The sequence below is a fragment of the Pararhizobium sp. P1_E7 genome, from assembly GCF_056405855.1.
In genome coordinates this window covers 229,763-251,198 of record NZ_JBFUBH010000001.1, presented here as the reverse complement: position 1 = coordinate 251,198, position 21,436 = coordinate 229,763, and the positions used below count along the sequence as shown (strand labels likewise).

Sequence of the window (21,436 nt, the reverse complement as noted above, 5' to 3'; positions counted from 1 at the left end):
AAATGTTCCGCGAAAGGAACCTTTATTTTCGCGTCGCGTTCCTTCGCTGTCATGGCCGCCACCTCGGCCAGATTGAGGGAGTCTTTACATGTCACTTTCCACCCGGATTGCTCCGTTCCTGCCCTATTTGCGCCGGTACTCACGCGCACTGACGGGATCGCAGACATCGGGCGACGCCTATGTCGCAGCTGTTCTGGAAGCACTGATCACCGATGTCAGCATATTCCCGGAAGCCAGCAATGACAGGGTTGCTCTTTTTCAGCTGTACACCAAGCTTTTCGGCTCATCGTCCGTCCTCGTCCCTGAACCGGTTTCGCCATTTGCTTGGGAAAAGCGCGCATCGATCAATCTCGCTTCGGTCTCGCCGCTCGCCCGTCAGGCCTTTCTCCTGGTTTCCGTTGAAGGATTTCGCACAAGCGAGGCAGCTGAAGTTCTCAACACGACGGAGAGCGGCATGAACCAGTTGCTCGAGCGCGCATCTGAAGAGATTTCGCGGCAGGTGGCAACCAACATCATGATCATTGAGGACGAACCGCTGATTGCCATCGACATCGAGCAGATGGTCGAGAGCCTCGGGCATACGGTCACCGGCATCGCCCGTACCCGTGACGAGGCCGTGGCCCTGTTCAAGGCAACGCGACCGAGCATGGTGCTTGCCGATATCCAGCTCGCCGACGGCAGTTCCGGCATCGACGCCGTCAACGACATTCTGAAGAACACCGCTATTCCTGTCATTTTCATCACTGCTTTTCCCGAGCGCCTTTTGACCGGCGAACGTCCTGAACCAACCTTCCTGGTCACAAAGCCGTTCAACCCGGACATGGTCAAAGCGTTGATCAGCCAGGCCCTGTTCTTCAACGAATCCACCAAGGCTGCGGCCTGAAATCTGTTGCGGACGGAACATTCGGCTGAACGATCTCATTGTAAAAGAGGCTGGGTAAAAAAGGCGGGGGGATCAACGGCACCCTGGGTGGGTATGTGGATATTGAGCCGGCCCGTTTCCGGCCGGCATATGGATCGGATCTTGGACGCTCTACTCCCCGAGCCCGGGAGTAAGGCGTCCAATCGGTCAGACAACGGAAGGCGCTTCGCGTGGGCAATGCAGGCAATTCAGCCCCAATCAGGACCGGCGCCAGAACCAGCAAAGTTCTGATGGACCTGGTGTTGAAGAAATCAGGCTCGGGCTATGTGTATCAATCGGACGATCTTGATACTGTTCTTTCGGGAAACCTGCCTGAAGGATTGCAAATGCTGGCGACGGCGCACCAGGCAGATGAATCGGTGTTTGGCGCAGACGACGGCACGCGTTTGATCGCCTTGAAACGTAGCGTTGCGTGCAGCAATGCGCCCGCCTCAACAGAAATCGATATGACGTCTGCGACTGGAGTGCTGACATACCGGATCGACATCGAACGCGTCGATACGCCGGGGATGACCGGAATTCTCTCCGTCATCACCGATATCTCTGAAACCCGGCATCGCGAGCGTATCTTGAAAACACTGCTGCGCGAACTCAGCCATCGTTCCAAGAACCTGCTCGCAATCATTCAAGGGATCGCGACGCAGACGGCCCGCCAGGCCCTGTCGCTGGACTATTTCCTCACCAAATTCCGCGGACGCATCCAGTCGCTGTCCTATTCGCAGGATCTCGTCACAGACTCCAGCTGGCGCGGGGCCTATCTCTTTGCGCTAACAGAGCGCCAGTTCAGCGCCTATTGGCCGGGCTCCGAAACGCCGATTTGCATCAATGGCATCAATGCACATCTATCGCCCAACGCGACGCTGCATATTGGCCTTGCGCTTCACGAACTCATCGTCAATTCGGCGTCCTATGGTGCGATCTCGGCGGGCGTAAATTCCCTGACGATCGATTGTTTCGAGACAATCCTTGACGAAAATGAAGCCATCGAACTGGCATGGATCGAACACCTGCCGCCTGCGGCAACCCTGCGGGAGGCGGACGAGCCTACATTTGCGCGCACGGTGCTGGAGCGTGTCGTTCCCGTGGCGATCGGCGGCAAGGCGATGTATCTGACGACACCCGACCGCATTGAATATCACCTGACCATTCCATCCCGAGAATACGAAATCGTAACCGGCGAATGACGCTGCAGTATCGCTGCACGCTCCCTGCGTTAACCTTCCAGCAAAATGGTCAAAAAAACAGCCAGCGCCGGGGGAAGGCACTGGCTGATATTGACAGCTCACCGAGGGGGGTGTGAGCCGAATGCCGGATATTTAAATGGGGTTCACATTGGGGGCGATGTGAACGGCTATCCGGACATCACAGAAACGAGCCGGCAAAGGAAAAGTTCCGCGCAGGTTTCATTTTTTTTGTGGTTATAAAATCCGCCCTTTTTCAAAGCATTTCCAGCTCGGCGCGGTGCCTGTAGAGGCTGAGGAACTTGCGATAGTCGCGATCATAGGTTTCCCGCATGTCCGCATTTGGATATTGCGCATGGCCGCCGGGATACATGGCCGGTCCGGCGGCGCGCAGGTCCGGATAGAGGCCGCCGGCGACCGAGGCGACCATGGCCGTGCCGAGCAGGACAGCATCATTCGTTTCCGGCACGACGACCGTGCAGCCGGTCACATCGCAATAGAGTTCCATCAACAGCGCATTGCGGACATGGCCACCGGTCACGTGCAGGGTGTCGAGATCGTACCCCGCCTCCTTCATCATTTCGAGAATGTGGCGGATACCGAGCGCTATCGCCACGCAGGTGCGCCAATAAAGCCGGCAAAGCGCGTCGAACGAGCTATCCAGCGTCAACCCGCTTATGACGCCGAGTGCATGCGGATCGGCAAGCGGCGAGCGATTGCCGTGAAAATCCGGCAGGACGTGCAGACGCGCGGCAAATTCGCTGCCGTAGGCTGCACGCAGTTCCTGAATGCGAAGCACGATCCGCGCATGAACCTCGGCATCCGGCTCGCCGCCGGCACTGTGGCTGCGCACGACATGATCAAGCAGAGCGCCGGTTGCCGATTGCCCGCCCTCGATCAGCCAGCTGTCTGCAAACGCCGCCTCGAAGTAAGGCCCCCACATGCCGAATCCCGGCTTCATCTCCTTGGAGAAGGCGACGATGCAGCTGGACGTTCCGGCGATCAAGGCGAGTTGCCGCTCCAGTCTGTCCGGCTCGCCGGCAAAGCCACCGAGCACCCCGATGGCGCCCGCATAGGCGTCGATCACCCCCGTTGCGACCTTGCAGGCCTCGTGCAGACCCAATTCGGCCGCCGCCGCCGCCGTCAGATGCCCGGCCGATTGCCCGACCGGCAGCGTCTTTTCCGGCAGCGCGCCGCGCGCTCGCAAGTCCTCAAGCCCGATCCTGGCAAGGAACTCATCCTGCCAGCCGTTCTCCTTATGGGAAAGATAGTTCCACTTGGCCGTCAGTGTGCAGCGCGACCGTGTGGCATTGCCGGTTGCCCGCCAGGACATGAAATCAGCGAGATCAAAGAAATATCCCGTCTTTTCCCATTGTTGCGGCAGGTTCTGCTTCAGCCACATCAGCTTCGGCATTTCCATTTCCGGCGACATCACGCGGCCGGAATGGTTGAGAACAGGATGTTGCGTGGCCGTGCAGAAATCCGCCTGCTTCAGCGCCCGGTGATCGAGCCAGACGATCGTATCCCAGCGCGGATCGCCCTTGCGGTTGACCGACAAAGGCGCGCCGTTCACATCCCGCACGACCAGCGAGCAGGTCGCATCGAACCCGATCGCAGCGATCGCTTCGGCGGGCACGCCAGCCTTGGCACGCGCCGTTTTGACGGCAATGCAGACGGCAGACCAGATATTTTCGGAATCATGCTCGGCGTGATTTTCTTCCGGCCGATTCATCGCGATCGGATAGTCCGCGCGGGCCAACTGCTTGCCATGCCTATCGAAAATGCCAGCGCGTGCGCTGCCGGTTCCGACATCGACAGCAACGATCAAATCAGCCATCAGAGCCCTGCGTTCCCGTCCCCTTGTTCTTTGTGAACAAGATGGATCAATTCCCGCATGTCGTCAAACAGCACGTCCGGTGAAAGCCGCCGCAGTGCCTCCAGATGCCGTTCGGTCTTTGCATGCGAGGCGCCGGCAAAGGCAAAAACCCGCATTCCGGCCGCCTTGGCCGCCTCGATGCCAGCCGGGCTGTCTTCGACGACGATGCAATTTTCCGGTGGCGTGGCCATCTGTGCGGCCGCATGCAGGAAGAGGTCCGGTGCCGGCTTTCCACGCTCGACCATCGACGAGCTGAACAGGTAGGGCTCAAGCTTGCCGATCAGTCCGGTAATGGTCAGGGACAGCCGGATGCGCTCCATCTGGCTGGACGATGCGACGCATCGCGGCAGATCGAGCTGATCGAGCGCCGTTGAAATGCCAGCCACCGGCTGCAGTTCCTGGCGGAAGCGCTGGTAGAGATCAAGGCGCATCTGTTCCAGAAAATGATCGTCCACCGCAAGGCCGTAGTCCTCGTGCAGGATATCCGTCATCGTCTTCAGGCTCTTGCCGAGGAACCGCTCTGTCGCCTCTTCGGTATCCATATCAACGCCAGCACTGCGCAGCACGCGAACCAGGACATCGAGCGACAAGGGCTCGCTATCGACCAGAACGCCGTCGCAATCGAAAATCACCAGCTTTGGCGGGTGTGTATTCATAACCGTCAGGCCGCTGCTTGGGCGCCAGAGTGGTGGCATGCGGCGACCACGGCGTTACGCGGGGGCGGAAGCGTCATGAGGTCATTCTCCAAGTTTTCCATCGAGATAGAGCTGCAGCGTTGCTCGCGTGCCCTTGCCCCAAAGTGTTTGCAGCGCATGTGCGAACCGTTTCTGGAACAGCGTCGACTGCGCAACATCGCCGAAGATATCCGAAAGCGCAAGAAAGGCCTGTGGATCGTCCTTGGCCTTGACGGCCGCCGCATGAAGCCGGTCTGAACTCGCATCGTTGAAGGTGATCGGCTTGCCGCTGTCCGTGGTTCCGGCAAAGTACCGGCACCAGAGCGCCGATACCAGCGCAAGGCCGACGACATCCTCGCCGCGCCGCAGCCGATCGGCCGTCGTCGGCAGGATGAATTTCGGCTGCCGGTTCGAGCCGTCCTGCGCCAGTCGCGGGATCGTGTCACCGATCTTCGGATTGAACAGCCGCGTCTCCACCTTCTTGAAATAGGCATTGAGATCGGTGTTCGGCACCGGCGGAATGACGGGAATGATCTCGTCCTCTTCCAGCTTTGCCAGAAACGCGCAGACCGTCTTGTCTTCCATCGCCTCATGGACGAAATGAATGTCGAGAAGTGCCGCCGGATAGGCGATCGCCGCATGGCCGCCGTTCAGGATGCGGATCTTCATGTGCTCGTAGGGGGCGACATCCGGCACGAACTGGACGCCAACCTTCTCAAGCGCCGGCCGGCCAGCGGGGAAATGGTCCTCCAGCACCCATTGCTTGAACTCTTCGCAAAAGACCGGCCAGTTGTCATCTATACCGTAATCGTCGGCGACGATGCCGACTTCGCGCGGACCGGTCGCCGGCGTAATGCGGTCGACCATGCCGTTCGGGAATGCGACATTGACCTCGATCCATTCGGCAAGCGCCGGATCGGACAGCCCGGCAAGACCGGAAACGGCTGCATGAGTCACTTCCCCATTGCCCGGAATATTGTCGCAGGACATCACCGTGAACGGCACGATACCCTTGTCCTTGCGGGCTTTCAGCCCGGCAATGATGAGACCGAACACAGTCTTCGGATCGCCCGGGTTCTGGCTGTCGGAGACGATGGCGGGGTGTTTGGGATTGAACACGCCCGACGCCGGGTCGATGAAATAACCGCCCTCGGTGATCGTCAGCGAAACGATACGGATCGAAGGGTCTGAAAGCACAGCGATTGTCGCTGCCGCATTGCCCGGCCGCAGATAGTCGATCATCGGTGCGGTGACGCGGGCGGCACTCTTATTGTTGTCCTGCTCAACCACCGTCGTCAGGAAATCCTGCTCTTCAAGCTTTGCCCGCATCGCCTCGTCGGACGGCAGAACCCCTGCCCCGATGATCGCCCAGTCGTGATCGCTGCCGGTGTTGAAGAGATCGTCGAGATAGATCGCCTGATGCGCCCGGTGGAAATTGCCGACGCCGAAATGGACGATACCCGCCCTCAGCGACGAGCGGTCATAGGCCGGGATCGCTGCGGTCGCCTTGATTGCAGAGAGATTGGCGAGCGAGAGTTTGGTCGTCATGTTCATTCCTTTCGACGAGCTTTGAGCTCAGCTCATCCAGTTGCCGCCATCGACATTGTAGGTCTGCGAAACGACATAGTTGCTGTCGGCGGAGGCGAGGAAGATCGCCATTCCCGTCAGGTCTTCAGCCGTGCCCATGCGCCCGAAGGGAACCTCGGCGCCGGCAAGCCTCTTCTTCTCGCCGAGCGGACGGTTTTCGTATTTGGCAAACAGCGCATCGACGCCGTCCCAGTGCTCGCCATCGACGACGCCGGGGGCGATCGCGTTGACGTTGATGCGGTGCTTGATGAGGTTCAGTCCCGCCGACTGGGTCAGACTGATGACGGCGGCCTTGGTGGCGCAGTAAACGGCGACAAGAGCTTCACCACGGCGTCCGGCCTGGCTTGCCATGTTGATGATCTTGCCGCCGCGGCCCTGCGCAATCATCTGCTTTGCAGCGGCCTGCATGGTAAAAAGCGTGCCGGAGACATTGATCGTAAAGAGCCTGTCGTAGCTTTCCCGGGTGATCTCGACGATGGGTGCAAGATCGAACAGGGCCGCATTGTTGACGAGAATATCGAGACCGCCTGCCTTTGCGGTGACAGCGGCGATTGCCTCGTCGATCGAAATCTGGCTGGTCACGTCCATTTCCACGGCATAGGCCGACGGGCCAAGCTCGGCCGCCGTCGTTTTCGCCCGCTCAAGGTTGATGTCAGCGATGGCGACGGTCGCCCCTTCGCGGATATAGGCCTCAGCGAAAGCGCGTCCGATCCCGCGCGCCGATCCCGTGATCAGTGCGCTTTTACCCTTGAGCCGTGTCATCGAATTGCCTGTCCCTTGTCGTTGAATTTGTGCACGCGGCCTTCTTCCGGGGTGAGGAAGACCTTGTCGCCATGCGTGACGGCAAAGTCGCCGCCAACGCGGGCCGTGACCAATCCGATGCCATCGGCATGAATATGCAGGAAGGTATCCGATCCAAGATGCTCGGCGACACCGACCGTGCCGCTCCACGCCCCGGATTCTGTAGAGAGTTTGAGATGCTCCGGACGAACGCCGATCGTATGGGCGCCGTGCGGTTTGGCGAACGCGCCCGTGGCAAAGTTCATCCGCGGCGAGCCGATGAAGCCGGCGACGAAGATATTGTCCGGACGGTGGTAGAGATCGAGCGGCGAACCGACCTGCTCGATATTGCCGGCATTCAGCACCACGATCTTGTCGGCCATGGTCATGGCCTCGACCTGATCGTGCGTGACGTAGATCATCGTCGTCTTCAGCTGATGATGAAGCTCGCTGATCTCAAGCCGCATCGTCCCGCGCAGCGCCGCGTCGAGGTTGGACAAAGGCTCGTCGAACAGGAAGGCCGAGGGCTCGCGGACGATGGCCCGGCCGATGGCGACGCGCTGGCGCTGGCCGCCGGAAAGCTGGCCGGGGCGCCGGTCGAGATAGTTGGTGAGGTTGAGGACGCGGGCCGCTTCCGTCACCTTCTTGTCGATGGCGCCTTGATCGAGCTTCGCCATCTTCAGTGGAAAAGCGATGTTGTTGCGCACCGTCATATGCGGATAGAGCGCGTAGGACTGAAACACCATGGCCAATCCACGTTTTGCCGGTGCAGCGCCCGTCACATCGCGTCCGTCGATCTCGATGGTGCCGGAGGTCGTATCTTCAAGGCCGGCGATCAGGCGCAGCAGGGTCGATTTCCCGCAGCCCGAAGGGCCGACGAAAACGACGAACTCGCCCTCGTTGATCGTCAGGTCGATGCCCGGAATGACCTGCGTCGCGCCAAAGGATTTGTTGACTTTTTTCAGAGTGATATTGCCCATGCGTGCCTCCCGAGCCTTTTCTTTGAGTTACTTCACGGCGCCAAAGGTCAGGCCGCGGACAAGTTGCTTCTGGCTGAACCAGCCCATGATCAGGATCGGCGCAATCGCTAGCGTCGAGGCTGCCGACAGCTTTGCCCAGAACAGACCTTGCGGGCTGGAGAAAGAGGCAATGAAGGCTGTGAGTGGTGCTGCATTGGTGGTGGTCAGACGGATCGTCCAGAACGCTTCGTTCCAGGCAAGAATGATGTTGAGCAGCATGGTCGATGCAATGCCGGGTACGGCCATCGGCGTCAGCACATAGATGATCTCGCCCCAGAGCGACGCTCCGTCCATCCGCGCCGCTTCCAGGATTTCGCCCGGAATTTCGCGAAAGTAGGTGTAGAGCATCCAGATCACGATCGGCAGGTTGATCATCGTCAACATGGCAGTCAGACCGATTCTGCTGTCGAGCAGGCCAAAGTCACGGAACAACAGATAGATTGGAACAAGGACCGCGACGGCCGGCATCATCTTGGTGGAGAGCATCCACATCAGGATGTCCTTGGTCTTGTTCGTCGGCGAAAATGCCATCGACCAGGCAGAGGGAACCGCGATCAGCAGCGCCAGGATCGTCGAGCCGACCGACAGGATCACCGAATTCATGAACGGCTTGAAGTAGTTGCTCTGCGACTGGACCGCCACGTAGCTTTCGACGGTTCCCGACGGGATCAGGTTAAAGCCCTGGATCGCCTCGGTCTCGGACTTGAAGCTGGTGATGATCGTATAAAGGATCGGGAAGAAGATCACGAGCGCGATGATCCAGGCGGCGATCGTGAAGACTGCTGTTCTTCTGGTCGAAACTGCACGGGCCATGGTCTTGCCTCCCTTACTTGTCGAGGTTCTTGCCAACGGCGCGCATCAGGAAGAAGGCGACGATATTGGCGAGGATGACTGCGATGATGCCGCCTGCCGAAGCGCCGCCGACGTCATAGCCGAGAAGCGCGGTGCGATAGATCAGGAACGGCAGGTTCGTGGATGCATAGCCTGGTCCGCCATTGGTGGTGACGAGGATTTCGGCGTAGACGCCCAGAAGGAAAATCGTCTGGATCAGGATAACGACGGTGATCGAACGGGCCAGATGCGGCACCGTCAGATAGATGAACCGGTTGATAAAGCCTGCCCCGTCCATTTCGGCGGCTTCCTTCTGCTCGCCGTCAAGCGATTGCAGGGCGGTCAACAGGATGAGCGTCGCAAAGGGCAACCATTGCCAGGCAACGATGATGATGATCGAAAACAGCGGATACTGACCGAACCAGTCGACCGGCTGCAGCCCGAAGAAGCGGCTGATATCGGCAAACACGCCATATTGCGGATGCATGATCATGTTCTTCCAGACAAGCGCCGCGACCGGCGGCATGACGAAGAACGGTGAGATCACCAGGATGCGGACGAGCCCCTGCCCCCACATCGGCTGATCGAGCAGAAGCGCAATGGCAATGCCGCCGATGACCGTGATAAAAAGCACGCCGACCACAATGACCAGCGTGTTCCAGATGGACTGGAAAAAAGCGGGATCGGTATAGAAATACTGATAGTTGAAAAGGCCAGCGAAGCTGACAGTGCCAGGGTTGAGCAGATTGTAATTCTGAAACGAGAACCACAGCGTCATGGCCAGTGGCACAATCATCCAGATCAGGAGAAGCCCGACTGACGGGGCCATCATCCAGCGCGCGAGCGCCCGCGTATTCTGCGTAGCCATTTCAACACCCTCCCTGTGATGCCGGTACGGACGCCCGCCCCGCCGGGAGGACTGCAAGCCGGCCGCCTTAGTCTTCTTTTTGAAAAGCCTGACGTCAGCCGCAGCGATATTCACGGCGATTGACGTCAGGTCTGAGTTGACGGTCCGGATGGTAGTCCGGGCCGCCTGTCCTTGGGAAGGAACCTACTTGATGTAGCCGCCGCGCGTCATTTCGCGGGTGGTTACCTGCTGAGCCTGCGCCAGCGCATCGTCAACTGTCATCTGGCCGGCAAGAGCTGCCGAGAAGAGCTGGCCGACCGTCGTGCCGAGACCCTGGAATTCCGGGATGGCGACGAACTGAACACCGACATAAGGCACCGGCTTCACGGAGGGGTTCTTCGGGTCGGCTGCATTGATGCTGTCGAGCGTCATCTTGGCGAACGGAGCTGCCTTCTGGTACTCGGCATTTTCATAAAGCGAGGTGCGCGTGCCCGGAGGAACGTTTGCCCAGCCCTCCTTGGCGGCGACCAGATCGAGATAGTGCTTGCTGGTTGCCCAGGACACGAACTTCTCGGCGGCGTCTGCCTTCTGGGTGCCTGCCGGAATGGCAAGGTTCCACGCCCACAGCCAGTTGCCGCGCTTGCCGAGACCAGTGTCCGGGGCGAGAGCGAAACCGACCTTGTCGGCGACCGTCGAGTCCTTCGGATTGGTCACGAAGGATGCAGCCACAGTGGCGTCGATCCACATGCCGCACTTGCCCTGCTGGAAGAGCGCCAGGTTTTCGTTGAAGCCGTTGGACGAAGCGCCCTGCGGGCCGGCATCGTTCATCAGCTTGACGTACATGTCGAGCGTGTTCTTCCATTCCGGCTGATCGAACTGGGGCTTCCAGTTCTCGTCGAACCAGCGGGCGCCGAAGGCGTTGGACGTGGCGGTCAGGAACGCCATGTTCTCACCCCAGCCGGCCTTGCCGCGAAGGCAAATGCCGTTGATGCCGGCCGCGCGGTCGGTCATCTTGCGGGCTGCGTCACCGATGAACTCCCAGGTCGGAGCATCAGGCATGGTCAGCCCGGCCTTTTCCATCAGGTCCTTGCGGTACATGACCATCGAGCTTTCGCCATAGAACGGCGCGGCATAGAGCTTGTCGTCCATGGTCAGGCCCGAACGGATGGCGGGCAGAAGGTCGTCGACGTCATAATCGGCGCCCAGGTTGTCGAGCGGTAGCAACCAGCCCTGCTTGGCCCAGATCGGGACTTCGTAGGTACCGATCGTCAGCACATCGTACTGGCCGCCCTTGGTGGCGATGTCGGTGGTGACGCGTTCGCGCAGGACGTTCTCTTCGAGGGTGACCCATTCCAGCTGAATGTCAGGATTGGCCTTGGTGAAATCGTCCGTCAGCGTCTGCATCCGGACCATGTCGCCGTTGTTCACCGTGGCAATGGTGAGGGTTTCTGCCTGGGCGAAACCCGCGATGACGACTGCCGAGCATGTGCCCAGCAAAAAAGTTTTCAAGTTCATATTCTTCCTCCCAGAAGAGTTATGAGCATTTGCCTTGCTCGTGAGCAATTACTCACACATTTGCAAAAAATGTCAATTGCATTCGTTGCTGCAGCGCAGAACGGCAGCCTATTGATTTGATTTTATTATTGAAAAATTCTGGGCATTTGCTCAGTTTGTGAGCAAAAACTCCGCAGTCGACTCGTCGGTGATCAAACCGTTGATCACCCGGCCTTTGAGAGCAGCTCTCAGGGCAACGTATTTTCGCTGCCCCTTCGCGATGCCGATCACAGTCGCAGAATCACGCGACGGCAAGGGCACGCTGGCGACACGCTTGTTAATGCTGCCGGACATCATCTGCCCATCGCGATCAAACATCCAGCCGCAGATTTCGCCTGCGGCCCCCTCGTCCACCAGGCGCAGCATTTCGTCCTGGGCAAGAAAACCGTCTTCGCACAGAGGCGCCCGCTCGCCCAGTTCACCGACGCCGACGAAAGCGACATTTGCCTCGGCGCCGAGCTGCAGGGCGAACTTCACCAGCGCCTGATTGTGCAGCACCGCCCGCTCTTCCGGCGAAGACACAAGAACCGGCAACGGCATGGGAAAATGCCGCGCCTTGATGGCGTCCGCCATCGAGAAGATGACGTTGTAATAGGCAGCCGATCCGTCCAGACGGATATTGCCGGTCAAGGACACGATGCGGTGTTGGGGACATTCCATCGCCGGCAGCTGGTCGATCGCCGCCTTCAGCGTTCGCCCCGTGCCGATCGCCAGGATGATCGGATCGGCCGATTTCAGCCAACGCTCGATCTCGGCGGCCCCCGCCTCGGCGATGCCGACCGTCGTCGATGACGAACCGGGATCGCTCGGCACGACGTCCACATGCCGGAGGTCGAATTTTTCCTTGAGGCGAAGCCCGAGTTCGAGACAGGCGGCGATCGGATGGTCGAGACGGACCTTGATCAGGCGTTCGGCCATCGCCAGCGAAACCAGCCGCTGCGCCGACTGACGGGAAATGCCCATGATGGACGCGATTTCGTCCTGGGTGCGCCCGGCGACATAATAAAGCCAGCCCGCTCGCGCGGCGTCATCGAGCCTATTATTGCCTTCCGGTCTGCGTGCCATTTCCGTACTCCCTGGGAGAATGTGCTGACACTTTTTCCGTCCTTCTGTCAAACACTGCCCACGGGTACCCCGTCAGAGTGCCTGCGAAACCCCCATAGCGCTGGGATTCCAGCGATTTCATTTTTAAAATTTTACCGTTTGATAAAAAAATAAAGCGTGGTACCGTTTCTATATCCTGAGGCACGACATTTGGGAGCAAAAAAATGGGAACGACTGAAACTGGAATAGTGAGCGGGCGCCTGTCTCCCGTGGAATACGAGAAGAATTTTTCCGACCTGCACCCGCCGCTGGATGAGCACGAAGCGCTGGTCGCCTCCGACCGCTGTTATTTCTGCTATGACGCGCCGTGCATGACGGCCTGTCCCACCTCCATCGATATCCCGCTGTTCATCCGGCAGATATCGACTGGAAACCCGCTCGGATCGGCCAATACCATATTCGACCAGAACATTCTCGGCGGCATGTGCGCCCGCGTCTGTCCCACCGAAACGCTCTGCGAACAGGCCTGCGTGCGCAACGATGCCGAGCACCGGCCTGTCGAGATCGGACGCCTTCAGCGCTATGCGACGGATATCGCCATGCGCGAAAACCGGCAGTTCTATCAGCGCGCCGAACCGACTGGAAAATCCATCGCCGTCATCGGCGCCGGACCGGCCGGCCTTGCCTGCGCCCATCGCCTTGCCGTCAAGGGCCATGACGTCGTCATTTACGATGCCCGCGAAAAGGCCGGCGGCCTCAACGAATACGGTATCGCCACCTACAAGGCCGTCGATGATTTCGCCCAGGCCGAAGTCGACTATGTGCTGGAGATCGGCGGCATCGAAATCCGCAACCGCATGATGCTCGGGCGTGATTTTTCGCTGAACGACATGCTGGCCAAACACGACGCCGTGTTCCTCGGCCTTGGCCTTGCCGGCGTCAATGCGCTGCGTGCCGAGGGTGAAACCGCAGAAGGCGTCGAGGACGCCGTCGATTTCATCGCAGCACTCCGTCAATCGGAAACCAAATCGGACATTCCCGTCGGCCGCAGGGTCGTGGTCCTCGGCGGCGGCATGACCGCGGTCGATGCGGCCGTTCAGGCCAAGCTGCTCGGCGCCGAGGAGGTGACCATCTGTTATCGCCGCGGCAAGGAGAACATGAACGCGTCCGAGTTCGAACAGGATCTGGCTGCCGCCAAGGGCGTTACCATCCGTCACTGGCTGCAGCCCAAGCGCATCATTGCCCGTGACGGCAAGGTGGCCGGCATCGAGCTCGACTATACGGCAATCGCCGACGGCCGCCTGACGACCACAGGCGAAACCGGCGTCATCACCGCCGACCATGTACTCAAAGCCATCGGCCAGACGTTCGAGGCTGACGGCCTCGGCATCATCGCGCTGCAATCCGGCCGCATCGTCGTCGATGGCGAAGGCCGCACGTCGCTCGAGCGCGTCTGGGCAGGCGGCGACTGTGTTCTCGGCGGCGAGGACCTGACGGTTTCGGCCGTGGCACAGGGCCGCGATGCAGCCGAATCGATCAACCACGTGCTCGCCGCTGCCTCGCAGCCGGCCGTTGCCGTCGCTTGAAGGGGAGAATGAACAATGGCTGATCTGCGCAACAATTTCGTCGGCATCAAGTCTCCGAACCCCTTCTGGCTGGCGTCGGCGCCGCCGACCGACAAGGCCTACAATGTCGAGCGCGCCTTCAAGGCGGGCTGGGGCGGCGTCGTCTGGAAGACGCTCGGCGAGGAAGGTCCGCCGGTCGTCAACGTCAACGGCCCGCGCTATGGCGCGATCTGGGGTGCCGACCGCCGGCTTCTCGGCCTGAACAATATTGAGCTCATCACGGACCGTGACCTCTACACCAACCTTCGCGAGATGAAGCAGGTGAAGATGAACTGGCCGGATCGTGCCCTGATCGCCTCGATCATGGTGCCGTGCGAGGAAAATGCCTGGAAGGCGATTCTGCCGCTCGTCGAAGAGACCGGCGCTGACGGTATCGAACTCAATTTCGGCTGTCCGCACGGCATGTCGGAACGCGGCATGGGGGCTGCGGTCGGACAGGTGCCGGAATACATCGAGATGGTCGTGCGCTGGTGCAAGCAGTACACCCGCATGCCCGTCATCACCAAGCTGACGCCGAACATCACCGATGTGCGCAAGCCGGCCCGCGCCGCCAAATCCGGCGGCACCGATGCCGTGTCACTGATCAACACGATCAATTCGATCACCTCGGTCAATCTCGATACGTTCTCGCCGGAACCGTCGATCGACGGCAAGGGCAGCCATGGCGGCTATTGCGGCCCGGCGGTCAAGCCGATCGCGCTCAACATGGTGGCCGAGATCGCCCGCGATCCCGAGACCTACGGCCTGCCTATTTCCGGCATCGGCGGCATCACCACGTGGCGGGACGCTGCCGAATTCCTCGTGCTCGGCGCCGGCAACGTCCAGGTCTGCACGGCGGCGATGACCTACGGCTTCAAGATCGTCCAGGAAATGATCACCGGTCTTTCCAGCTGGATGGACGCCAAGGGCCATCGCACCCTTGACGATATCTGCGGCCGGGCCGTGCCCAACGTTTCGGACTGGCAGTATCTCAACCTCAACTATATCGCCAAGGCTCACATCGATCAGGATGCCTGCATCAAGTGCGGCCGCTGTCACATTGCCTGCGAGGATACCTCGCACCAGGCGATCACCCAGTTCGTCGATGGCAAGAGGCATTTCGAGGTGATGGAAGACGAATGCGTCGGCTGCAATCTCTGCGTCAATGTCTGCCCCGTGCAGGATTGCATCACCATGGTCGGCCTTGAGCCGGGCGCACTGGACGAGCGCACCGGCAAGGTGGTCGATGCGAACTACGCCAATTGGACGACCCACCCGAACAATCCGATGGCCCGCCAGGCCGCCGAATAATCAGGAAATACAAAACGTGTCAGCCGCGTCGCCGAAATGCGACGCGGCTGATCGTCATTCAAAGCGGCGAAGAATCTGCTGTGAAATGCGGCGCGCTTTTACGGGAGTGACGCAGACAGGGTATTGGACACGAATTTGCGACGATGCGTCCACAAAAACGTGCGTTGCCCCTTGCCGCGAACTCGTCAATAAGAGGGGATGACGCGGCGTGGCCGCCAACACCGGATGTCTGCTTGAAGATCGCCTCCTCACGAACCCGCAAAAGGCTGCACCTCCTGACGGGCGCCTGCCTGGGCTTTTTCCTGCTGACGCATTTTTCCAACCACGCGCTCGGCCTCATCTCCGTCGAGACGATGGAAGACGCACGCCGGATTTTCAATTTCGTCTGGCGAAGCTGGCCGGGCACGGTGCTGCTTTACGGATCGCTGCTCGTTCACTTCATGCTTGCCCTTGAAAGCCTCTACCGGCGGCAGACCCTGCGCATGCCCATCCGCGAGGCGCTGAAAATCATCTTCGGCCTTGCCTTCCCCTTCCTCATCGTCGGGCATGTGGTCAGCACCCGGATCGAGTGGATGATAACCGGCTACGGCGACGGTTATTACCAGGTGCTGCCGCTGCTCTGGTCGAATACTTTCACCGCGACGCGGCAATCGCTGGCACTGATCCTCGCCTGGGCGCATGGCTGCCTGGGGGCATGGTTCTGGATGCGCGGCCGCGATTGGTATCCGCGCTATTTCTTGTTTTTCTATTCGTTCGCCGTCCTCGTTCCGCTTCTGGCCCTTCTCGGCTTTGCCGCGGGTGCCCGGTCGCTGGAGGTCGGGGTACCATCGACGAGCTGGTTCATGCCAGCGCGCGCCGCACCCGAAACCATGGGACAGATCAGGGCGGCCATCACCGCCGCCCTGCTCGCCATGATCGGCGGAACGTTGATCCTGCGCGCCATTCCGGTCAGGGGAAAGATCCGTATCACCTACCCTGATCGTGCCATCTCGGTTGCAAAAGGTTTCAGCGTACTCGAGGCAAGCCGCGCCGCGGGCATCCCGCATCTCTCGATCTGCGGCGGACGCGGACGCTGCTCGACATGCCGGGTGCGGGTGACGGAAGGCCTGGAGCGGCAGCCGCCGGCCAACGAAGCAGAACGGGCAACGCTGAACCGTATCCGCGCTCCGGACAATGTACGCCTTGCCTGCCAGTTGCGGCCAATCCACAATCTGTCGATCTCGCCCATTCTCGGTGCCGACAATGTCGGCCTCAAGGCAAATCCGACCGAACAGGAAGCAGCCGGCCGCGAACGCCGCATCGCCGTTCTCTTTTGCGACCTGCGCGACTTCACGCTGCTCGCCCAGAAACAACTGCCGTTCGATACCGTCTTCCTGCTCAACCGCTATTTCGAGACGATTGGCGAGGCGGTCGAAGCCTCGGGCGGGGTCATCGACAAGTTCATTGGCGACGGCGCACTTGCGCTCTTCGGGCTGAACACCACCGTCGAGGAGGCCTGCGCGCAGGCGTTGACGGCGACGGCGCGGATCGCCAGGGGCATCGATGTCCTCAACCGCAGTTTCATGAGCGAACTGGACAGGCCGTTGCGGATCGCCATGGGCATGCATGCCGGCCCGGCGATCATCGGCCAGATCGGCTATGGCAAGGCGTCTTCGCTGACCGCCGTCGGCGACACGATCAACGCGGCCAGCCGTCTGGAAGGCTTTGCCAAGGAGTATGACGCGCAGCTCGCCGTTTCCGCCGATCTGGTGCGCTATGCCGGACTTAAGGTCGATCGTGAAAGCTACAACATCTCCATACGCGGCCGTGCCGGCACGCTCGAAACGCTGATCGTCCAGAACGCGGTGGAGGTGGAGGCCATGTTGGAGACGAACCGCCCGCCGGAGATATCTGCGTGACCGGCAGCAGCAATCTTTCGACGGGAAGCTGAAGCGGCGCCCTATCGCGAAACGGCTGCTGTAGCGCCGCTCATGCGCTGCCTTCCTTTATCTCCAGACCACCGACGAACAGCTGTTCGAGAAACCGTGCTGCGTCTTCAAAGCGTCCTTCGCCGGAGCGCTCGTCTCCGAGCACGCCGCGCACCTGGACGTCGAAATCGGCATAGTGCTGCGTGGTCGACCAGATGGCAAAGATCAGGTGATAGGGGTCGCATTTGGCGATCTTGCCGTCCTTTATCCAGCTGCGGATGACCTCAGCCTTCTCATCGACAAGCAATTTCAAGGGCCCCTTCAACTCATCCTCGATATGGGGAGCACCCTGCAGAATCTCATTGGCAAACAACCGGCTTTCGCGTGGAAAATCCCGCGCCATCTCCAGCTTGCGGCGGATATAGCTGCGGATTTCCGAAACCGGGTTTCCCTCCGCATCGAACTCGCGCAACGGGTCGAGCCAGCTGTCGAGCACACGGTCGATCAGCGCCCGGTGCATCGCCTCCTTGGTGCGGAAATAATAGAGCAGGTTGGGTTTCGACATCCCCGCCACGTCGGCGATCTGGTCGATGGTGCTGCCACGAAAGCCGTGGGTTGCGAACACGTCGAGCGCCGCCTCCAGAATCAGTTCTTCCTTCTCCTCCTGGATGCGGGTTCGCCGTTGCGTTCGGGCTGCCCTCGGAAGTACCATCTTTCCCCCAGTCTTCTCACCAATCGCCGCCAGCGTGCGGCGTGAAAACGTCCAAAAACCGCATGATCCAAAAATTCGGACGGCACTTACGTTTTTTCTGCTTTTCGTCTTGAGTGCGGCAACGGAAGTTGTAATGTTTTACCAACCGGTCAAATTATCAGTCAGTTCAAACTCAAACGCAACGGCTGATCGCAGGGCAATCGAAAAAACCAGATGCCCCGATTTGACCACGGGAACGATGGGATGCACCGGTAAGTGCCTCCCCTAAAAAGAATGAGGAGAACCGTCATGACTCATGCACCGGGCGAGAACATGCGCGTCAACGCCGACCGTCTGTGGGATTCACTGATGGAGATGGCGAAGATCGGCCCCGGCATCGCCGGCGGCAACAATCGCCAGACACTGACGGACGAAGACGGCGAAGGCCGCCACCTGTTTCAAAAATGGTGCGAAGACGCCGGCATGACGATGGGCGTCGACAAGATGGGTACGATGTTTGCCACCCGCCCCGGCACCGACCCCGATGCCCTGCCCGTCTATGTCGGCAGCCACCTCGATACCCAGCCGACCGGCGGCAAATATGACGGCGTGCTCGGCGTGCTCGGCGCTCTCGAAGTCGTGCGCACGATGAATGATCTCGGCATCAGGACGAAACATCCGATCGTCGTCACCAACTGGACGAATGAAGAGGGCGCGCGTTTTGCCCCGGCCATGCTGGCCTCCGGCGTCTTTGCCGGTGTCCATACGCTCGACTATGCCTATGATCGCAAGGACCCCGAAGGCAAGACCTATGGCGACGAGCTGAAGCGGATCGGCTGGCAGGGCGACGAAGAGGTCGGCGCCCGCAAAATGCACGCCTATTTCGAGTATCATATCGAGCAGGGGCCGATCCTCGAGGCGGAGGAAAAGACCATCGGCGTGGTAACGCACTGCCAGGGCCTCTGGTGGCTGGAATTCACCCTGACTGGCCGCGAAGCCCATACCGGCTCGACGCCGATGAACCTGCGCGTCAATGCCGGCCTTGCCATGGCGCGGATCATCGAGATGGTTCAGGGTGTTGCCATGGAAAACCAGCCGGGCGCCGTCGGCGGCGTCGGCCAGGTGTTCTTCTCTCCGAATTCCCGCAACGTGCTGCCGGGCAAGGTCGTCTTCACCGTCGATATCCGCTCTCCCGACAAGGCCAAGCTCGACCGCATGCGCGCCAGGATCGAGGCCGAAGCCCCGAAGATCACCGATGCGCTCGGCGTCGGCTGTTCCATCGAAGCCATCGGCCATTTCGAGCCGGTGACCTTCGATCCAACACTGGTGACCGCCGTTCGCACCGCCGCCGAAAAGCTCGGCTACAGCCACATGAACCTCATCTCCGGGGCCGGCCACGACGCCTGCTGGGCCGCCAAGGTGGCGCCTGCCACCATGGTCATGTGCCCCTGCGTCGGGGGCCTCAGCCACAACGAGGCGGAAGACATTTCCAAGGAATGGGCGTCTGCCGGCTGCGATGTGTTGTTCCATGCGGTGGTAGAGACTGCGGGGATTGTGGGGTGAAGACTGTGGTCTTGGCCCCTTCATCCGGCCTTACGATGAAAGCGCAGAAGAACAACGACATCACCAGGCGCTGCGATGCGACCCGCTTTTCGCCTGCCGGATCCTTTGCGAACACCAAAGAGGAAATATGATCATGACCACAGTCATCAAGAACGGCACCATCGTCACCGCCGACCTCACCTACAAGGCAGACGTCAAGATCGACGGCGGCAGGATTGTCGAGATCGGGCCGAACCTGTCCGGTGACGAGACGCTGGATGCGAGCGGCTGTTACGTCATGCCCGGCGGCATCGATCCGCATACCCACCTCGAAATGCCGTTCATGGGCACCTATTCCTCCGACGATTTCGAAAGCGGCACGCGCGCGGCCCTGTCCGGCGGCACGACCATGGTCGTCGATTTCGCGCTCCCCTCGCCCGGTCAGTCGCTGCTGGAAGCGCTCACCATGTGGGACAACAAGACCTCGCGGGCCAATTGCGACTTCTCCTTCCACATGGCGATCACCTGGTGGAGCGAGCAGGTCTTCAACGAGATGCAGACCATCGTTCAGGACAAGGGCATCAACACCTTCAAGCACTTCATGGCCTACAAGGGCGCGCTGATGGTGGACGACGACGAGATGTTCCACTCGTTCCAGCGCTGCGCCGAGCTCGGCGCGCTGCCGCTGGTGCACGCCGAAAATGGCGACATCGTCGCGCAGATGCAGGCAAAGCTTTTGGCCGAGGGCAATAACGGTCCGGAAGCGCATGCCTATTCCCGCCCCGCCGCCGTCGAGGGCGAAGCGACCAACCGCGCCATCATCATCGCCGACATGGCCGGCAGCCCGCTCTATGTCGTGCACACCTCCTGCGAACAGGCCCATGAAGCCATCCGCCGCGCGCGCCAGAACGGCATGCGCGTCTATGGCGAGCCGCTGATCCAGCACCTGACGCTGGACGAGAGCGAATATGCCAATCCCGATTGGGACCATGCTGCCCGCCGGGTCATGTCGCCGCCGTTCCGCAACAAGCAGCATCAGGATTCACTCTGGGCCGGACTTGCCGCAGGCTCGCTGCAGGTGGTCGCGACCGATCACTGCGCCTTCACGACAGCGCAAAAACGCTTCGGCGTCGGCGACTTCACCAAGATTCCGAACGGCACCGGCGGGCTTGAAGACCGCATGCCGATGCTGTGGACGCACGGCGTCGCCACCGGCCGCATTACCATGAACGAGTTCGTCGCCGTCACCTCGACCAACATCGCCAAGATTCTCAACATGTATCCGAGAAAGGGCGCAATCCTCGTCGGCGCCGATGCCGACATCGTCGTCTGGGACCCGAAGCGTTCGAAAACGATCTCGGCCGCCGCCCAGCAGTCGGCAATCGACTACAATGTCTTCGAGGGCAAGCAGGTCACCGGCCTGCCGCGCTACACGCTGACCGGCGGCGTCGTTGCCATCGAGGAATCGACCATCAAGACCCGCGAAGGCCAGGGCAAATTCGTCAGCCGCGAACCGTTTACCGCCGTCAACAAGGCGCTCTCGACCTGGAAGGACATCACCGCGCCACGCAAGGTACAGCGCACCGGCATTCCGGCAAGCGGGGTGTGATGGTGAGAGCGTCAAACCGCATCGCGTTGTTGCTTGTGGCCGGCGCCGTGACAGCCGGGCCGGCGGTTGCGAGCCAGAATTTTCTCGATGGGAACTATGGCAACAAGGACGGCTGTGCCTATGCCAATAGCGGCGAATCCACCGGTTCGGACGATTTCTTCCTCTTGACGAATGAAGGCATCACCACGGCGGCTTCCTATTGCAGCTTCAAGGGTGCCGCGAAGAAAAACGGAACCTCCTTTGCCGCTACCGTCTCCTGCTCGGCAGAGGGCGAAAGTAGCGAGGCGGACGATAGCGTCGAAATTCTGCGCACGGGCAAGGACTACACCATCGCCTTCAAGGACGGGACGCGCTGGGGGCCGCTGAAGAAATGCAAGTGAGCCGCCTTCCATCAAGCACATCGCTCTGTCGCCGGCCGGCGGGCAAGAGGCGGCACGACCGGCCTGCTGACGCAACA

At 60.4% G+C, this 21,436-nt stretch carries 18 protein-coding genes; 8 read left to right on the top strand and 10 right to left on the bottom strand.

Annotated features, from left to right (window positions below; genetic code table 11):
• Window positions 1-88 precede the first annotated feature (88 nt).
• A complete protein-coding gene (locus AC1D17_RS01110; protein WP_477563589.1) occupies window positions 89-883 on the top strand; it encodes a response regulator in 795 nt (264 codons plus the stop codon).
• A gap of 269 nt (window positions 884-1,152) precedes the next feature.
• Window positions 1,153-2,106, top strand: coding sequence for a sensor histidine kinase (locus AC1D17_RS01105; RefSeq protein ID WP_477563588.1), 954 nt, complete (start codon window positions 1,153-1,155; stop codon window positions 2,104-2,106).
• A 253-nt stretch (window positions 2,107-2,359) separates the two neighbouring features.
• On the opposite strand, the gene AC1D17_RS01100 is transcribed toward AC1D17_RS01105, so the two are convergent.
• The 9 genes from AC1D17_RS01100 to AC1D17_RS01060 all read right to left on the bottom strand — a co-directional run bounded on the left by AC1D17_RS01100 (window position 2,360) and on the right by AC1D17_RS01060 (window position 12,336).
• Window positions 2,360-3,940 carry an FGGY-family carbohydrate kinase gene (locus tag AC1D17_RS01100; protein WP_477563587.1) on the bottom strand — a complete coding sequence of 527 codons (1,581 nt, stop codon included), beginning with the start codon at window positions 3,938-3,940 and terminating at the stop codon, window positions 2,360-2,362.
• A complete protein-coding gene (locus AC1D17_RS01095; protein WP_477563586.1) occupies window positions 3,940-4,635 on the bottom strand; it encodes an HAD family hydrolase in 696 nt (231 codons plus the stop codon). Before AC1D17_RS01095 ends, AC1D17_RS01100 begins: the two co-directional genes overlap by 1 nt.
• A gap of 81 nt (window positions 4,636-4,716) precedes the next feature.
• Window positions 4,717-6,201: a mannitol dehydrogenase family protein gene (locus AC1D17_RS01090; RefSeq protein ID WP_477563585.1), complete on the bottom strand. Its 1,485-nt coding sequence runs from the start codon at window positions 6,199-6,201 to the stop codon at window positions 4,717-4,719.
• Between the two features lie 27 nt (window positions 6,202-6,228).
• Entirely contained in the window at window positions 6,229-7,002 is a 774-nt protein-coding gene (locus AC1D17_RS01085; protein WP_477563584.1) for an L-iditol 2-dehydrogenase, read from the bottom strand.
• Window positions 6,999-8,000, bottom strand: a complete 1,002-nt coding sequence (locus AC1D17_RS01080) for an ABC transporter ATP-binding protein (RefSeq protein WP_477563583.1) — start codon at window positions 7,998-8,000, stop codon at window positions 6,999-7,001. The genes AC1D17_RS01085 and AC1D17_RS01080 overlap by 4 nt, the downstream gene beginning before the upstream one ends.
• Before the next feature lie 27 nt (window positions 8,001-8,027).
• Window positions 8,028-8,852 carry a carbohydrate ABC transporter permease gene (locus AC1D17_RS01075; protein WP_477563582.1) on the bottom strand — a complete coding sequence of 275 codons (825 nt, stop codon included), beginning with the start codon at window positions 8,850-8,852 and terminating at the stop codon, window positions 8,028-8,030.
• Window positions 8,853-8,865: 13 nt separating this feature from the next.
• The gene (locus AC1D17_RS01070; RefSeq protein ID WP_477563581.1) at window positions 8,866-9,738 is read right to left on the bottom strand and encodes a carbohydrate ABC transporter permease; all 873 of its coding nucleotides are present in this window, start codon (window positions 9,736-9,738) and stop codon (window positions 8,866-8,868) included.
• Between the two features lie 183 nt (window positions 9,739-9,921).
• Window positions 9,922-11,232 (bottom strand): ABC transporter substrate-binding protein, encoded by a 1,311-nt coding sequence (locus AC1D17_RS01065; protein WP_477563580.1) that lies wholly within the window; start codon window positions 11,230-11,232, stop codon window positions 9,922-9,924.
• Window positions 11,233-11,382: 150 nt separating this feature from the next.
• On the bottom strand, window positions 11,383-12,336 hold the full coding sequence (locus tag AC1D17_RS01060) for a sugar-binding transcriptional regulator (protein WP_477563579.1): 954 nt from the start codon (window positions 12,334-12,336) through the stop codon (window positions 11,383-11,385).
• Window positions 12,337-12,539: 203 nt separating this feature from the next.
• On the opposite strand from AC1D17_RS01060, the gene AC1D17_RS01055 reads away from it, so the two are divergent.
• The 3 genes from AC1D17_RS01055 to AC1D17_RS01045 all read left to right on the top strand — a co-directional run bounded on the left by AC1D17_RS01055 (window position 12,540) and on the right by AC1D17_RS01045 (window position 17,128).
• Window positions 12,540-13,901, top strand: a complete 1,362-nt coding sequence (locus tag AC1D17_RS01055; RefSeq protein WP_477563578.1) for an NAD(P)-dependent oxidoreductase — start codon at window positions 12,540-12,542, stop codon at window positions 13,899-13,901.
• A gap of 15 nt (window positions 13,902-13,916) precedes the next feature.
• Window positions 13,917-15,230 (top strand): NAD-dependent dihydropyrimidine dehydrogenase subunit PreA, encoded by a 1,314-nt coding sequence (gene preA, locus AC1D17_RS01050; protein ID WP_477563577.1) that lies wholly within the window; start codon window positions 13,917-13,919, stop codon window positions 15,228-15,230.
• Between the two features lie 233 nt (window positions 15,231-15,463).
• Window positions 15,464-17,128, top strand: coding sequence for an adenylate/guanylate cyclase domain-containing protein (locus AC1D17_RS01045; protein ID WP_477563576.1), 1,665 nt, complete (start codon window positions 15,464-15,466; stop codon window positions 17,126-17,128).
• Window positions 17,129-17,198: 70 nt separating this feature from the next.
• Here AC1D17_RS01045 and AC1D17_RS01040 read toward each other — a convergent pair whose 3' ends face one another.
• Window positions 17,199-17,849, bottom strand: a complete 651-nt coding sequence (locus tag AC1D17_RS01040; RefSeq protein ID WP_477563575.1) for a TetR family transcriptional regulator C-terminal domain-containing protein — start codon at window positions 17,847-17,849, stop codon at window positions 17,199-17,201.
• Window positions 17,850-18,137: 288 nt separating this feature from the next.
• Between AC1D17_RS01040 and AC1D17_RS01035 the strand changes: the two genes are divergently transcribed.
• The 3 genes from AC1D17_RS01035 to AC1D17_RS01025 all read left to right on the top strand — a co-directional run bounded on the left by AC1D17_RS01035 (window position 18,138) and on the right by AC1D17_RS01025 (window position 21,359).
• Complete coding sequence (locus tag AC1D17_RS01035) at window positions 18,138-19,391, top strand: Zn-dependent hydrolase (protein WP_477563574.1); 1,254 nt, start codon at window positions 18,138-18,140, stop codon at window positions 19,389-19,391.
• 133 nt (window positions 19,392-19,524) lie between these two features.
• Window positions 19,525-20,979 carry a dihydropyrimidinase gene (gene hydA / locus AC1D17_RS01030; protein ID WP_477563573.1) on the top strand — a complete coding sequence of 485 codons (1,455 nt, stop codon included), beginning with the start codon at window positions 19,525-19,527 and terminating at the stop codon, window positions 20,977-20,979.
• Window positions 20,979-21,359, top strand: coding sequence for a hypothetical protein (locus AC1D17_RS01025; protein ID WP_477563572.1), 381 nt, complete (start codon window positions 20,979-20,981; stop codon window positions 21,357-21,359). Before hydA ends, AC1D17_RS01025 begins: the two co-directional genes overlap by 1 nt.
• Window positions 21,360-21,436: the final 77 nt, after the last annotated feature.

Bases quoted from the DNA above. Each gene is read 5' to 3' on its own strand.
- AC1D17_RS01025 (WP_477563572.1), top strand. From the start codon at position 20,979: ATGGTGAGAGCGTCAAACCGCATCGCGTTGTTGCTTGTGGCCGGCGCC.
- AC1D17_RS01065 (WP_477563580.1), bottom strand. From the start codon at position 11,232: ATGAACTTGAAAACTTTTTTGCTGGGCACATGCTCGGCAGTCGTCATC.
- AC1D17_RS01035 (WP_477563574.1), top strand. From the start codon at position 18,138: ATGACTCATGCACCGGGCGAGAACATGCGCGTCAACGCCGACCGTCTG.
- AC1D17_RS01040 (WP_477563575.1), bottom strand. From the start codon at position 17,849: ATGGTACTTCCGAGGGCAGCCCGAACGCAACGGCGAACCCGCATCCAG.
- AC1D17_RS01110 (WP_477563589.1), top strand. From the start codon at position 89: ATGTCACTTTCCACCCGGATTGCTCCGTTCCTGCCCTATTTGCGCCGG.
- AC1D17_RS01090 (WP_477563585.1), bottom strand. From the start codon at position 6,201: ATGACGACCAAACTCTCGCTCGCCAATCTCTCTGCAATCAAGGCGACC.
- AC1D17_RS01085 (WP_477563584.1), bottom strand. From the start codon at position 7,002: ATGACACGGCTCAAGGGTAAAAGCGCACTGATCACGGGATCGGCGCGC.
- AC1D17_RS01070 (WP_477563581.1), bottom strand. From the start codon at position 9,738: ATGGCTACGCAGAATACGCGGGCGCTCGCGCGCTGGATGATGGCCCCG.
- AC1D17_RS01075 (WP_477563582.1), bottom strand. From the start codon at position 8,852: ATGGCCCGTGCAGTTTCGACCAGAAGAACAGCAGTCTTCACGATCGCC.
- AC1D17_RS01055 (WP_477563578.1), top strand. From the start codon at position 12,540: ATGGGAACGACTGAAACTGGAATAGTGAGCGGGCGCCTGTCTCCCGTG.
- AC1D17_RS01060 (WP_477563579.1), bottom strand. From the start codon at position 12,336: ATGGCACGCAGACCGGAAGGCAATAATAGGCTCGATGACGCCGCGCGA.
- AC1D17_RS01105 (WP_477563588.1), top strand. From the start codon at position 1,153: ATGGACCTGGTGTTGAAGAAATCAGGCTCGGGCTATGTGTATCAATCG.
- AC1D17_RS01100 (WP_477563587.1), bottom strand. From the start codon at position 3,940: ATGGCTGATTTGATCGTTGCTGTCGATGTCGGAACCGGCAGCGCACGC.
- preA (WP_477563577.1), top strand. From the start codon at position 13,917: ATGGCTGATCTGCGCAACAATTTCGTCGGCATCAAGTCTCCGAACCCC.
- hydA (WP_477563573.1), top strand. From the start codon at position 19,525: ATGACCACAGTCATCAAGAACGGCACCATCGTCACCGCCGACCTCACC.
- AC1D17_RS01080 (WP_477563583.1), bottom strand. From the start codon at position 8,000: ATGGGCAATATCACTCTGAAAAAAGTCAACAAATCCTTTGGCGCGACG.
- AC1D17_RS01095 (WP_477563586.1), bottom strand. From the start codon at position 4,635: ATGAATACACACCCGCCAAAGCTGGTGATTTTCGATTGCGACGGCGTT.